This is a genomic window from Pseudothermotoga thermarum DSM 5069 (assembly GCF_000217815.1).
Lineage (GTDB): Bacteria > Thermotogota > Thermotogae > Thermotogales > DSM-5069 > Pseudothermotoga > Pseudothermotoga thermarum.
In genome coordinates this window covers 1563009-1577528 of sequence record NC_015707.1, presented here as the reverse complement: position 1 = coordinate 1577528, position 14520 = coordinate 1563009, and the positions used below count along the sequence as shown (strand labels likewise).

Sequence of the window (14520 nt, the reverse complement as noted above, 5' to 3'; positions counted from 1 at the left end):
TTATTTTAGGTATTTTTCAAACCAACTTACGATTTCTTGAAGTCTTCTTAGCCTATGCTTGGGTTTCCCACTTCTGCTTAGCTCGTGGTTTTCACCTTTGAAGATGACCAATCTTGCTTCTACCCCGTGGTACCTTAAAGATGTGAACATTTGTATCCCTTCGACGAGCCAACATCTATAGTCTTCATCCGAATGAATGAAAAGCGTTGGAGTCTTCACCTTGTCGGCGTATTTCATCGGCGAATGCCACCAAAGTTTTTCGTAATCTGACCAAGGCGTTGCAAGATGTTGATCTTCAACGAAAAAGTATCCTATATCCGTTGTAGCAAATTTTGAAATCCAGTTTGCAATGCTTCTTTGCGAAACGGCAGCTTTGAACCTATCGGTGTGACCAACAATCCAATTTGTCATAAAGCCACCGTATGAACCACCTGAAACACCAAGTCTTTGCTCGTCGATGAAAAGATACCTTTTGATAGCTTCATCAACGAAGGTCATTAGATCGTCGTAATCAATTGTTCCGTACTTTCCCCGAATATCGGCAAACTCGTTGCCTCTGCCATCGCTTCCCCTTGGATTGGTGTATATGACGACAAACCCATCGTTAGCCAATACCTGCATTTCGTGGAAAAAGACTTCTCCGTAAACCGTTTTCGGTCCACCGTGGATGTTCAATATCGCTGGGTATTTCTTGGATTGATCAAAATCAACTGGTCGCATGATCCAACCTTCAAGTAATACTCCATCTTTTGAATTGTACGTAAACCTTTCAGGTTTGGACAAAGTTCTTTCCTTCACAACCCATTCGTTGAAAAAAGTCAGCTGAATTTCTTCATCCTTAGAAAGCAGATAAACTTCCTGCAGTTTAAGATCCCTCATACCGACAAAAGCTATTTTTCCGTTTTGAACATCCAAACCATCGACAGAGCCACTTTTGTTGGTGAGCTTTTCAATCTTTCCGGTGATATCGATTCTGTTCAAATGAGAACTGCTCCATTCGGTTGTCACAAAGTATAGGTAATCTCCATCCACTTTTGCGTTTTTACTTGAGCCATAACGGCAATCGGAATTCACACTGTTGTACAAGCTTAAATCAAAATCTGGCGTTAAAAGTTCAACTTGTCTGGTTTCAGGATCCAAAAGGTAAAATTTTGGATTTTCGTTGATCCCGTATTTTTTCATGTTCGTCCCCGCGAAAATTATCTTGTTCTTCAAGAAGAAAGCATAAGTATAATCAAACGGATCTTCGTGCGTCAACTTTAAAAGTTTTCCATCATCGATGGTGTACAAATACAGATCCGAACGAATAGGCATTTTGCTTTCGAACCGATTGCAGATAAACAAAATCTTTTTCCCATCCTGACTTAACGTGAAAAATTCTACGTTTGTAAGTTCGTCTGTGATTGGCAAAAGACTTGCGTTGGATGAATCAAAAATATAAAGTCTGATGCGCTTTTTGTTGGTAAATCCTCTTCCATTTGCCCAAAATGGAATTTCGTCGATGACTTCATAGTCTTTTTCTTCCTTCAGTTGCTTTAAAGCTTTTTCTTTTTCCTTCTCATCAAGATGTGCAAAGTTGGCTGTTTTTGGATCGTAAACTGCCGTTAAGACAAATCTTTCTTGATCGATTTTCTCGATTTGCTTAACGTTCAAAGGAATTTCAAAAGCCTTTTCAGCTTCCCCACCATCGATGCTTATTTTGTAATAAACCGTGAAAGGTTCACCTGTTTCCTTTCGTTTCTTGTCTTTTTCTTCACGAATCGTTGGAAAAAGAATTGTTTTCTCGTCGAGCCAAATGAAAGAACTTTCTTTACCGAAGCTGGTGAGTTGCTTTAAGGTTTTGGCTTCAAGATCGTACATCCAAATTTTTGAGACATAGTCGTTTTCCTCTGGATTCATCTGGTGAACAACAAAACCAAGAAACTTTGAATCCGGTGAAAACAAAAGGTTGGAGATGAACTTGTAATTGAAAAAGTCTTCAAGCTTTAGCTTTTCCATACCTTATCCCCCTCAAAATTGTTAGCTTTCAGTACTATTTTACCAGAAAAAAAGCCAGGTTTCCGCCTGGCTAGAATTTTTCCTTTGATGTTTTAAATCTTTCTACACCATTCCATGACTTCTTCTACACTTATAGTCGCAAGCGCTATGTGGTTGTCTGCCGCACCGTAGTAAACGTAGAACTGATCTTTGTACTGAACCATCGCGTCGCTGAAGACCACGTTGGGAACCCCACCAAAAATTTCCCATTCTTCTTCAGGTTCTAAAATAGGTTCCTCACTTCTTTTCAAAACTTTTGTGGGATCGTTCAAATCTAGCAACATGAAACCTAACCTGTATATAGGTCTTGGGGCATCTTCAACTCCATGGTACAAGAGCAACCATCCGTACGGTGTTTTAATCGGAGGAGCACCTGCTCCTATTTTTAAATTGTCCCAATAACCTTGTCTTGGTTTTGCGATTGAGACAAAATCCCCCCAGTGGATCAAATCATCAGAAAAAGCCAACCATATATCCGGTGGTATCCTATGAAGCATCACGTATTTACCGTTGATTTTTTCTGGAAATAATGCTGCATCCTTATTGTCAATATCGGGTATAACAACTCCATAACGTTTCCATGTCAAGAAGTTTTTAGTTGAAGCCATGGATATTCTTACACCCATTGGCGAATATGCGGTGTAAAGAACATAATACTCTTCGCCTATCTTTGTTATTCTTGGATCTTCCACACCGTAAAGTTCCCACTTGTTTTGCGGGGTGAGAACTGGTTTATCAAATCTGTAAAAATTTACCCCGTCCACACTAACTGCATATCCCAAGCGCGACACCATGTCTTGGCCTTGAGCTCTATAAAGCATATGAAACAGTCCATTGTCGTAGATTACACCGCAGTTGAACACGAACTTGTTTTCCCAAAGATGCCAAGGGACAGGGCTTAAAATGGGGTTTTTCGAATATCGTTTTAGTTTCAGCTCCACTTTTAGCACCTCCTACCTTAGAGTGAATGCTATTCCCTTCACAAAGTAATCCCTCAGCAACCAGAATATTATTAACATTGGTAGCGTTTGAAGCACCGCGCCAGCTAAAACAGGTCCAATGTATCCAGCATATTGATGGTTGAACACAGCCAACAAAACAGCCAAAGGCATTTTACTTGGCGTTTTGATAACCATCAAAGGCCACAAGAAGTTATCCCAAGTTCCAATGAAAGTGAAAAGGCTGACTATGGATGCTGTCGTTCTTGAAAGAGGAAGCAAGACCCTAAAAATGATCCAAAATCTGTTCGCACCATCTATTTTGGCGGCATCAATGTAATCTTGCGGAACTGTTTTGAAAGCTTGTGAGAACATAAAAATTCCCCAAGCACTCATGGCACTTGGAAAAATAAGAGCAGCGTAGGAATCCAAAAAACCTAGAGTTCTCATCAAGGCAAATAGAGGGACGATGAACATGAAACCGGGAAAAAGCATTTGGAAAAGTATAAAGTTGGATGTAATTTTGGCTCCTTTGAAACTAATCCTAGAAAGAGCATAGCCTACCAAAGATGAGGTGAATATAACAAGCACCGTGACAGTGACTGATATAAAGATACTATTAAAAAGTGCTCTTACAAAAGGCCTTTCAAGCCTTTCAGATGTGACAAAGATAAATTTGTAATGTTGCAACGTCAACTTTGTTGGTATGAACCTTGTGAATATTTGATCAACAGGTTTAAAGGATGAGAGCAAAAGCCATACGTATGGATAGATCCAAAAAACCGCCAAAAGGATCATGATAATATTTATAATCATCCCTATTATTTTTCTTCTTTTCACTCGAAACTCACTTCCTTTTCCAAAAGTCTTTTGATCAACATAACCAAGCAAAAACTGATCAAAGCTGTCATAAAAGCTACGACCGTTGCGTACGATGGATTGATCCTTCTAAAAGCAGTGTCGTACATATACATCAAAGGTGTCATTGTTCTTTGCATTGGACCACCACCGGTTATCATATAAGGTTCTGTAAAGATCCCAAAGGTAAGAGTCGTCACCAAAATTGTTACTGTAACCAAAGAAGGATTTAATAAAGGTAGAGTTATTCTCATGAAAATCGCTCTTTCCGTGGCACCTTCAATCCTTGCAGCTTCTATAACACTTTGTGGGATAGCTTGCAATCCAGCATAGATAATTAAGCCATAATATCCAACGAATTTCCAAATTATCATCAAACAGATTGAAAAAATAGCAAGTTGTGGATGGCTGAACCAGGGGACTGTAACTCCAAACAGAGAGTAAATCAACCTATTCACAGGCCCGTTAACGGCAAAGAGATTGGAAAACATAATTGAGTACGCAACACCCGAAGAAACATTTGCAACCAAAAAACCAAATATTACAAAACTTCTTAAGTATTTAACCTTTGTAAGCGCAAGTGCGTACAAAAGCGATGCGATCAAAGTCATCGGAACTAGGTAAGCGAGAAAATTAATTGTGTTAAGAAAAATTCTCCAAAATGTTGGATCAAGAAAAATCCGCTGAAAGTTTTGAAAACCAACAAATCTGATTTTGCTCACAAAATTCCATTTAGAAAAAGTCAACACAAACATCCAGATAAACGGGTAGCCCCAAAACAGAGCAGTATAAGCCAAATACGTTCCAACCATAGCCCAACCGAATGTTACTTCTTTTCTTTTCAACGTTCTTGACATGGGGCTACCCGCCCTTTCTTTTAGATTAGAACAGTATCTTGTTGATTTCTTTTACAGATTTGTCAATGGCTTCTTTTGGATCACTTTTGAGATGCATCAAAGGTTCTATCAAATAATTGGTCATAGCCATTTGCACATCTATGGTTTTATCAATTGGAGCAGGAGGTACTGCGTATGCGACAGCTTCAGCGTAAGCTTTGAAAAACCTATCCTTCATATACTCTTCGAAGGCTGGATTGGTCGCAAGATCTTCTCTTGCTGGAGGCATTTTAGTTATTTCAATCCACTTCTTATCACTTTCAACTCTTGAAAAGACCCACGAGATGAACTCAAACGCCTCTTTTTTGTATTTCGAATGGCTGTATATCACAAGTCCTTTTGTATCTGCAAAGGTGTAAACAGGTGCATTCTCTGGAAAACCATCTGGAACTGGGGGTGGTGATATCCAAACGTGCTCCATAACCTTTGGGAAAGTTTCAAGAGCCCAGTTTATTTCCCATGGACCTGTAACCTTTCCAAGTACAGTTCCCATGTAAAATGGGTTGCTTCCAAGATCGACTGCAGTATAGTTATTCTTGAACATCTCGTAGATGAATGTAGTTACTTTCATCCCATATTCATCATTGTATACTGCCCTTCTTTTGACAGGATCAATGTATTGTTTCCCATTGGACGCAGCGTAGTAATACATTATGAAATCGAACCATCTATCCCACCAGTTTCTTCCTGCTATCACCTGTGCACCATATCTTTCATTTGGGATAGTGAACTTCCTACTGACCTCGTAAACTTCGGAATAAGTTCTTGGAGGCTTGCTGTAACCAAGCTCTTTCAAAAGGTCTCCTCGCCACCAGAATAACATTGGATTCGAATAGATTGGAAACACATAATGTTTCCCGTTGATTTTCCAACTTTCAACGATGTTTCGCATTTTTCTGATTTCGACCAATTTCCAAAAATCTTGCCCAAACTCATCGAAAGGAATTATTGCGCCAATGTCAACAAGTTGTGCGGCGAAACCTATGAAAATGTTCTCACTGAAATCAGGGGCCCTTCCAGCTGCAAGAGCTGTAAGTATAGCTTCTTCCGAACTTGCTGCAGCCGGTATAACCTCTACGACGATTTCAACATCTGGCTTTACATTTTTGTACTCGGCAACCATCGATTTCCAAAATGCTTCCTGCAATGCATTTGGTGCAACCCAAAACAAAAGTTTTGCTGCAAAAGCTGAAAGTGTAATTGCTACCAAAGTTAAGCAAATAAGTACTCTCTTCATACCAACACCTCCTCATAATGAAGAATTTCTTTTAACAAAATAAGCATGAAGGCATATTTTCCGTGGTTGCACATTGTGACCGACCAGCAAATCGTACAACCTTCTTACAGCAGTTACTCCCATCTCGTATTTGTCAACATGAAAAGTGGTTAATCCTAGCCTTTCTGCTTCGGGAATGTCGTCAAAACCAACCACACTGATTTTTTTTGGAATCTCATATCCAAACGCTTTCAATTTTTCCATGACTCTTAAAGCAATGACATCGTTGGAACAAAATATAACGTCTGGTTCGTAGTTCGCCAAGATTTTCTTAACGACAGGCTCTATGTCATCATGTAGATCGTCGTATTCAAATGTTATCGGCAGTAAACCATACTTCTGCATTGTGTTTACATAACCTTGATAGCGATCTCTAAAGCCATAATATTTAAGTGGCCCATGCACGTGAATTATTCGCTTTTTACCCATTTCCAAAAATCTGTTAACCAGAAATGTCGCTGCGTCCGCACCAGCGCTCACAACACTATCCACCATCAAACCTTCTACATGATGATCCACAAGGACAACTTTTCCAAGACGTTTGTATTCTTGAACATCTTGTTCCAAAGCATCGCTACCAATCAAAAGATAACCATCGAATTTTTCTACTCTTCTTAAATCCAGCAAACTTATTTCAAAGTGAAAAGTTTCGGCATTTTGCTGTATTGATTCGACAATAACTTTATAAAAGTAACCTATATCAGTATTCAAAAGTTGCTTGATTCTTTCGCTTATCACCATGGCAACTTTGCGTTTTTTCCTTGACGCAAGAATATGAGCAGTGTACTTTCTTTTGTAACCAAGTTCATTTATTACCTGTATCAGTTTTAACTTCACTTCTTCCGAAACATAACCGCTTCCATTCAGAAATCTTGAAACGGTGGCAATGGAAACTCCCGCTTTTTGAGCGACATCTTTTATCGTAGGCATATTTCACATCCCCTTATGTAAACGCTTACACAAATAGTATAACGGTTTTGTTTCACTTTGGCAAACCAAGAAAACAAAAGAAAACGTGAGATTTAAAGAGAAAAAAAGAGTTTATCCAAAATTTTTAATGAAATTCGAACCCTGGTTATCAAAATCAAAGATTTATTAACCTTGATGTTCATTATGTCAACTGGTATTATCAAAATGTGTAAACGTTTTCACAAAGGAGGGGTTGTTGTGAAAAAGTTTCTTTGGTTTGTTCTGCTGATTGTTCCGATGCTCACGCTAGCCAAAACATTTCAAATTCCTGTGACTTGTGGGGATGTCGAAGTACCAGTGGTGATTCAAATTGGGAAAATTCTTGACCTTTTGCCGGATGATTTCGATCCTGACTGGGAAAGCTTGAAAGTTGTATCTGAAGGCAAGGAAATACTATTCCAAATTGATGACGTTGATGGAAACGGTAGAATATCGGCACAGGACAATTTAGTTTTCCTTGCAAAAGGCAAAAATAGCATTGTTCTATCCGAAGTTGCGGACAAACCCAAAGTCAAAACAGAACCTTTCTTTAAAGTTGAAAAAGAAACCGGAAAATTGATTGTAACCTCAAAAGATGGCATGCTGAAATTTGAAATCAACGAAAAAGGATTGGTAGCAGTGACAAAATTTGCAGGTATTGAAGCCAAAATGGTTGATGAAGTTGGTATCGCTAGGGTCAGCGGATGGCCTGAATCAACTTTTTATGTAGATGGTAGACTTGGTAACCACCATGAGGAAACTTCTGGCGCATTTAGAACGGTGTCTTTGAAGATTTTGGAACCTGGACCAGTTGCCGTTGGTGTTGTATCTCATTTGAAATCCGAAAGATTCAACGGCCTTAACCAAATTCTCATAACATACGTTTTCAAAAACGGAGATATTCTTGTCGACAATACCTTCAAATTTGACACTTATGCCGATATGATGAAATTACAAACGATGGTCACAAGACCAATTGCGCCAGCCTTCGAGGATGCCGTGCACATACTACCAGTTTTCAGAAGACTTGTTTGGGCAGATCAGTTGAACATAACACCACTTGAATATTGGTTGGAAAGAAATGCTATACAATATGTTGACAATCGTCCTTATATAGTCTTTCCAGCCTCAAGCAGCATGAAACCTCTTTGGTGGGGAGCTACTTACATCTTCGCATCGATGGAAAGATTCAGGAGTAACTACTCACCTAAGGCGAAGGTTGGCATAGCGGAAATATTACCAGAAATTCCCGTTGTTGCTGCAGATTACAAAAAATGGCTTGATTCGGACACATGGGTGTATGAAAGCTTGGAATTCAGGGATGGTATTTTCAAATGGATGCCTGGTGAATTTGACGCTTATGAATCAACAAAGAACATTTATTCTATGAAAGTTGAAGATATGCCAAATCGTTATAAAGCAGGAGATACAGTCAGACATTTAAGGCTTTACAGTTTATACACCGCAGAAAACATTGCTCAAGCAATCAAATGGATGGAGCAAAAATCCGCATCCTTTAGAGTTTTAAAGATAGGAGAATAATAAAAAGGCGGGCATTTGCCCGCCTTTGGATTTTTCAAAGGAGTGAAATGTTGTGAAACTCTTTCTTAGTTGTATAATGATTGTTTTTCTCACGGTGGTGTTGGCAATGCCGATATCTCTTAACATAGAACATTTAGAAAAGACGCTTGCTCAGTGGTTTTATTTAAAGGATCAGCAAGTAAAAGGGTATTGGGTTTATGCAGAAAGAAAAGACGACAAGTACATTCCAACTACTGCGTTGTCAGAGGGTGATTTCTGCGTTGATGATGTGGCAAGAGTGATTCTTTTGTACTCTGAGGCTTACGAAATTATGAAAGATGAGATGTACTTGAAACTTGCCCTTGATGCTTCAAAATTTGTTCTACAGATGCAAGCAAGCGATGGTGAGTTTTACAACTTTGCCTATCTTGATGGAACAATCAACCAACACGGTTCTACGAGTAGAAAATCAACCTCTTGGTGGGCTTTGAGGGCTTTCTGGGCTCTTGCCAAGCTTTACAACGTCAGCAAAGATCAAAACTTGTTAGAACCTTTACAAAGAGCTTTTAAGGCTATTCTTAGAAATCCCCCAAATTATAATGATCAAAAGGCTATATACCTTTTGGGTTTGTGTGAATACGCTAAAATATCAAGTGACACTGTAAAAATCATAGAATCAATCGCTAAAGAATTGCAAAATTGCATAAAACAGTCTGGCATTTTCGAGGGATTTTTCAGTTGGAATAATCAAAGGTTTGCTTGGAACGGTTGGGGAAATAGATATGCTGAGGCGTTGATTGAAGCTTACAAAACCACTGGAATTGAAAGTTTATTGCAAACAGCAGTGGATTCATTGAAAAAGCAGATACCACTTCTTTTGGGTACAGGTTTTGTATATTCCGTTGACAAGGCCGTGAAACTTTTTCCCGAGTTGTCTTATGCGGTTGAAAGTTTATTGGTAGCTTCCGCAAAAGCTTATCATATTACAAAAGAAGAGCAACTTGCATTCCTTTGTGCCTTGACTGGTGGTTGGTACTTTGGATTAAACAGGTTGAATCAACCAATGGTAGGACCAAAAGGAGAAGGTTACGATGGCATGGAGTACATGCACATCAACCACAATGCCGGTGCAGAATCCACAATATGTGCGCAAAGATCTATTCTTTATTTATCAACACTGCCAGAATTTTATCAACGACTTGCAACTGAATCTAAGCTCGTTGGTATGAATGGGCTAATGATTTTAGAAGCAGAAAGCTTTGATCCAGGCGTTTCAGATGTATCGACAATTATTGGTGATTTCGGCGCAGGTGCAGCAATTGCTTTCAAGGGCAAAGCAAGATTGCGATGGACAAATTTGAAATTGACTGACCCTGCTACTCTTGCAGTAAGTGGAGCGTTTAAAAGTGCAAAAATCACCGTTATCGCTGGTAACAATTTGAGTAGTGAGCTTATTGGTGAGGGAATTTTTGAAATAGGAAAACTTGAACCAGCCTCAACTTTGAGGATCTCCTTGGAAGGGGAAGGTATAATAGATCAACTTATTCTTTTGCCTGAACGCATTGGGATATCAATCGAACTGGATGGAAAATATTTCACTTTAGTGTATTCACCGCAGGATAAACTACAGTTGAAAGAAGAAGCCATTTTTGTAAGTTTAAAAGAATTAATTGTTCAAGAAATTGCGGCAAACTACATCGAACACGGTGAATATCTGTTGCTAGACTTAAATCGACTTTTCAACAACGATGGAATAGGTTTTAGAGAAAAGCCGGCTAACTTCGATAACTTAGGAGGAGTTGTGGGTTCTTATTATCCTGGAGAGTTTTTGAAAGAGGGAATTTTGATGGTTGAACAAGTACCTTTCATGATAAAAATAGAAGGAAAAGACAACGTTAGAATGCGATCACAAAAGATACTTTTTGAACAACCAATAAAGGTTAAAAAGATTCATCTGCTTTGTTCAGCAAACCATGGAGATTATGAAACCGCTATTTTTGTAAATGAACAACCGCTGAAATTCTTGGTTCGAGACTGGTGCGTTGGAAAAAAGCCAATTCAATTCGAATACAGATACCTTGCCACAGGTGAGAAGCAATTCATAAACTGTGGAATAGATCATATAACTGTCAATGTTGACAGCATCATAGAAGAAATAGTTTTTTCCGACTCGATAAATGTTCACGTGTTCGCTGTGACACTTCAACTTTGTGAGTAGAAAGATCTATATTTTTATCCTATTAGTTCCTTCTTTGAGATGATAAAGTTTCGATTTGACTATAACATCAGTTTCCCTCAAACTTTCGATGATTATTTCTTCTTTTCTTACAGTTATTTTTAGAGGAACGCCTTTCCAGAAAATTTTAAGCGAAAGTTCTTCCCAATGTTCTGGAAGCCAAGGATCTAATACCAATTCTCCATCTTTCCTTACACGTATTCCGGCAAAACCGTTGGCAACTACTTGCCATGCTCCTCCAGCACAAGCTGCATGAAAGCCCAAATGTGTGTTGCCGTGTGTGTTTTCAAGATCCACAAGCAGTGTTTTCATAAAAGAATTATAAGCATTTCTTGTATCTCCAACCTTTAGTCCCATTATTGAGTACATAGGAAGACTGAGGGAAGACTTGTGCATAGTTCTTCTAAGATAATACTCGTAATTTTTCTTCATCTCATCATAACTGAATTCATCTGGTAAAACCAATATGAGCATGACAACATCTGGTTGCTTTATTAACTGTGTTTCTTGAAGCTTTGACAAATCCAAATCTTTTGGCCAAACTGGCATTCCTTTCTCATCAAACTCTGTAACCACATAATCTTTAAGGTTAAAGTAGCCTTCAAATTGTTCAAGTAAAAGTTGGTTGTCTTTGCGAGGAATGTATATTTTTTCTGCTATCAACCTCCATTTGTTTATCTCTTCCTCGCTTATACCAAGAAGCGTTTTTAACAAGCAAAGTTTTCCTTTGTCCCGTTCCTTAAGCCAATGATAGTATTCATAAGCTTTAAGGATATTCCATTTAGCAAGATAATTGGTGTAAACATTGTTATCCACATGCTCATGAAACTCATCTGGACCTATTACTTTTTTAATTTCATATCTATCCATATTGTTGTTGTACTCTAACCTTGAAATCCAAAATTTGGCAGTATCAAGTAGAATTTCAACACCATAATTTTTCATGAACTCATCATCACCAGTTACTATGTGATAGTTCACAATAGCTATCGATATATCCGCAGTGATGTGAATCTCCTCGTCGGCCGTCCAGATTCTCACTGGGTTACCTAGGTAATCCACACCCCATTTTGGGGTTACTTCTGTCCCATCATCTGCAGATTCCCATGCAAACCTTGCACCTTTATAGCCTGTCGCATACGCGTTTTTTCTTGCACCTTCAAGAGTGTTATATCTATAGAGCAAAAGATTTTTGGCATAATTTGGCAATGTGTACAAAAAGAACGGAAACATGAAAATTTCGGTATCCCAAAAGACATGGCCTTTGTATCCTTCACCATGAAGACCTCTAGCACCTATACTCACAGTTGGATCATTTGAAGCGCAGGAAAAAAGATGAAAAATGTTAAACCGAATGCCTAGCTGTGCTGAAGAATCTCCTTTTATGGTAACATCAACGTTTTCCCAAATACTCTCCATTGCTTTTTGATGTTCTTCAAGCTCCGTTTCATAACCTTGTGCCACGAATTTTTCTAACTCACTCACAGATTCTTCGAAGGGTTTTTCACTCTCTCTACTGGTAAAAATTGTCACGAATTTGTAGATGGTAATAGAAGAATTTTTATTCAAAAAGCAAGTGTACAGCTCCGTTGGATTAGGACCAATTTCAATGTATTTTCTGTCTAGAAGGATGTTATCATTGTTTTGTCCAACACCCAGCAGGCTGCTTGAAATGGCTATCTTATGCTTTCTATCGTAGGTCTTAACGACAGAATAAATCCCCGGTTTCAAAGAACCAATTTGCTGCAACTTATAATGTTGTACTTTATTCGCGGGATCAAACAAATTGTTCGCAGTAGTATTGTCTATATAATTTTCCAAAATGATTTTTCCTTTGAAACCAATACTTTTTATAGTATATTTAATGCCTATTCGATGCAAAGATTTTCTACTAACAAATCGCTCAGATTCTATAGCTAATCCCAAAGTTGATAGTTCATAGTAAGATGACAATACCCCACTTCTAAGATTCAACCTTCTTTGGTATTTCGTCATTTTTAAAAAGTCAATGTTTATCCTTTCATTTTCAACATAAAGATTTATACCAAATGGGTTTGGTAAGTTCACCAATTCAGGAACCTGAGCTTTATAGCCATCAAAGATACCAGCAACAAAAGTCAAAGGTTTATATGTTGAAGAAAATTCCTCAATACCTCTAATGCTAACAAAACCATTTGCAAGTGTAAAAAGAGTTTCATAGATATAGTTTTCCTTGGGATCGTACACTTCTCTGATCACTTCCCACATGCCCAACACCTCTCAAAACATTACAAGTTCTAATCCTTGATTTTCAAAAGATTGAATTACTTTATCAGCATCCTTCAATATCCTTGGATCCCCTACGCCAACACACTTCATACCTGCACTTTTTGCTGCGATCACACCTACGATTGCATCTTCAAAAACACAGCATTCATTTGGTGGTACATTCAATTCCAGTGATGCTTTTAGAAAAACCTCAGGGTCTGGTTTAGCCTTAGATATTTTGTATCCGTCGACTACAACATCAAAATAGGATTCCAAGCCGACCTTTTTTAGAATTGTTCTAGTATTTTTACTAACAGAACCGATGGCAATTTTAATGTTGTGATCAATTAGAAGTTGTAGGAATTTCAAAACACCTGGAAGTATTTCCTCTTTCGTCATTTGGTTGATGTATTCCAAATAATACATATTTTTCTTTTCTGCAAGTTGTTCTTTAAACTTTGGATCATAAATTTGAATGTTACCTATTTTCAAAATTATCTCAAGAGCCTCCATTCTGCCAACACCTTTAAGAAGCTCGTTATCCTTCTCTAATAGTTCAAATCCAAGTTCGTTTGCAAGCCTTTTCCAAGCAAGATAATGGTATCTAGCTGTATTTACTATCACACCGTCTAGATCAAAAATGCAAGCTTTAACAAGCTTCATCAAAATACCTCCTTATCCTTTGATGGCAGTTGCTTTACCTGTCTCTATAAATTGCTTTTGGAAAATTAGAAATATTACTATCATCGGAATTGTCATGAGAAGAGAAGCAGCCATCATGTATTGCCAATAAACGTAATAGGATGATCTGAAAAAGTTCAATCCCATCGTGAGGGTGAACATTTCTTTGCTAGAAGTAACTATCAATGGCCACATGAAATCGTTCCATGCTCCAAGGAATGTATAAATTCCTAGAGCGCTCATAGCGGGCTTTGCATTTGGTAAGACTATCGTAAAAAACGTTCGCAAAATCCCACTGCCATCAATTCGCGCGGCTTCTTCAAGTTCTCTTGGAAAAGTGAGAAAAAACTGTCTCATAAAGAAAAGGCCAAAAATAGTTGCAATTTTTGGCAAGTAGAGGCCAACGTAGGTATTTATCAAGTTATAGCGCACAAGCATGTTGTATAAAGGTATCAAGGTAACTTGACCTGGTACCATCAAAGAGGCCAAAAAGAGTATAAAAATCAGGTTTTTAAAAGGAAACCTTAGCCGAGCGAAAGCATAACCACTTAGAGTGTTTAGGAAAACGTTTCCTACCGTAAGAATACCTGCGTACATAATTGTGTTGAAAAACCACCTTCGTAAGAATGGAACCACTTCGAATATGAGCTTATAATTTTGCAACGTCAGAGGTGCTCCAAATGCCATAGGTCTTGGAAACAGGATAATATGTGGAGGCCATTTGAATATATCTACACCTCTTTTGACCCCAAACTCATCCACATAATTTATAGGAACAAGAGAAACTAATGTTGCCCAAAGGAAAGGAAATAGAGTTATCAAAGCGTAAGTTAAAAGAATAAAATAGGAAATAACATTGTACTTTTTATTCATTTGCCTCAC

At 38.2% G+C, this 14520-nt stretch carries 11 protein-coding genes; 2 read left to right on the top strand and 9 right to left on the bottom strand.

What is annotated here, in order from left to right; genetic code table 11:
• The 6 genes from THETH_RS07885 to THETH_RS07860 all read right to left on the bottom strand — a co-directional run bounded on the left by THETH_RS07885 (position 1) and on the right by THETH_RS07860 (position 6935).
• Positions 1-1998 carry a S9 family peptidase gene (locus tag THETH_RS07885; protein ID WP_013932825.1) on the bottom strand — a complete coding sequence of 666 codons (1998 nt, stop codon included), beginning with the start codon at positions 1996-1998 and terminating at the stop codon, positions 1-3.
• Positions 1999-2090: 92 nt separating this feature from the next.
• Positions 2091-2978, bottom strand: coding sequence for a glycoside hydrolase family 130 protein (locus tag THETH_RS07880; protein ID WP_013932824.1), 888 nt, complete (start codon positions 2976-2978; stop codon positions 2091-2093).
• A gap of 12 nt (positions 2979-2990) precedes the next feature.
• Positions 2991-3815: a carbohydrate ABC transporter permease gene (locus THETH_RS07875; RefSeq protein WP_013932823.1), complete on the bottom strand. Its 825-nt coding sequence runs from the start codon at positions 3813-3815 to the stop codon at positions 2991-2993.
• Entirely contained in the window at positions 3812-4690 is an 879-nt protein-coding gene (locus THETH_RS07870) for a carbohydrate ABC transporter permease (RefSeq protein WP_013932822.1), read from the bottom strand. The genes THETH_RS07875 and THETH_RS07870 overlap by 4 nt, the downstream gene beginning before the upstream one ends.
• Positions 4691-4715: 25 nt before the next feature.
• Positions 4716-5966 (bottom strand): extracellular solute-binding protein, encoded by a 1251-nt coding sequence (locus THETH_RS07865; protein ID WP_013932821.1) that lies wholly within the window; start codon positions 5964-5966, stop codon positions 4716-4718.
• Positions 5967-5978: 12 nt separating this feature from the next.
• Positions 5979-6935, bottom strand: a complete 957-nt coding sequence (locus THETH_RS07860) for a LacI family DNA-binding transcriptional regulator (RefSeq protein ID WP_013932820.1) — start codon at positions 6933-6935, stop codon at positions 5979-5981.
• A gap of 237 nt (positions 6936-7172) precedes the next feature.
• Here THETH_RS07860 and THETH_RS07855 point away from each other — a divergent pair, with 237 nt between their 5' ends.
• Both THETH_RS07855 and THETH_RS07850 read left to right on the top strand, forming a co-directional pair.
• Positions 7173-8495, top strand: a complete 1323-nt coding sequence (locus THETH_RS07855; RefSeq protein ID WP_013932819.1) for a hypothetical protein — start codon at positions 7173-7175, stop codon at positions 8493-8495.
• Positions 8496-8547: 52 nt separating this feature from the next.
• Positions 8548-10692, top strand: a complete 2145-nt coding sequence (locus THETH_RS07850) for a glycoside hydrolase family protein (protein ID WP_013932818.1) — start codon at positions 8548-8550, stop codon at positions 10690-10692.
• 6 nt (positions 10693-10698) lie between these two features.
• Here the strand turns inward: THETH_RS07850 and THETH_RS07845 are convergent, their stop codons facing one another.
• From THETH_RS07845 to THETH_RS07835, 3 genes are read right to left on the bottom strand one after another with little or no spacing between them, the layout of a single operon-like run.
• Positions 10699-12957 carry a glycoside hydrolase family 65 protein gene (locus tag THETH_RS07845; protein ID WP_013932817.1) on the bottom strand — a complete coding sequence of 753 codons (2259 nt, stop codon included), beginning with the start codon at positions 12955-12957 and terminating at the stop codon, positions 10699-10701.
• 12 nt (positions 12958-12969) lie between these two features.
• Complete coding sequence (gene pgmB, locus THETH_RS07840) at positions 12970-13620, bottom strand: beta-phosphoglucomutase (RefSeq protein ID WP_013932816.1); 651 nt, start codon at positions 13618-13620, stop codon at positions 12970-12972.
• 12 nt (positions 13621-13632) lie between these two features.
• Complete coding sequence (locus THETH_RS07835) at positions 13633-14511, bottom strand: carbohydrate ABC transporter permease (RefSeq protein WP_013932815.1); 879 nt, start codon at positions 14509-14511, stop codon at positions 13633-13635.
• Between the last annotated feature and the right edge of the window lie 9 nt (positions 14512-14520).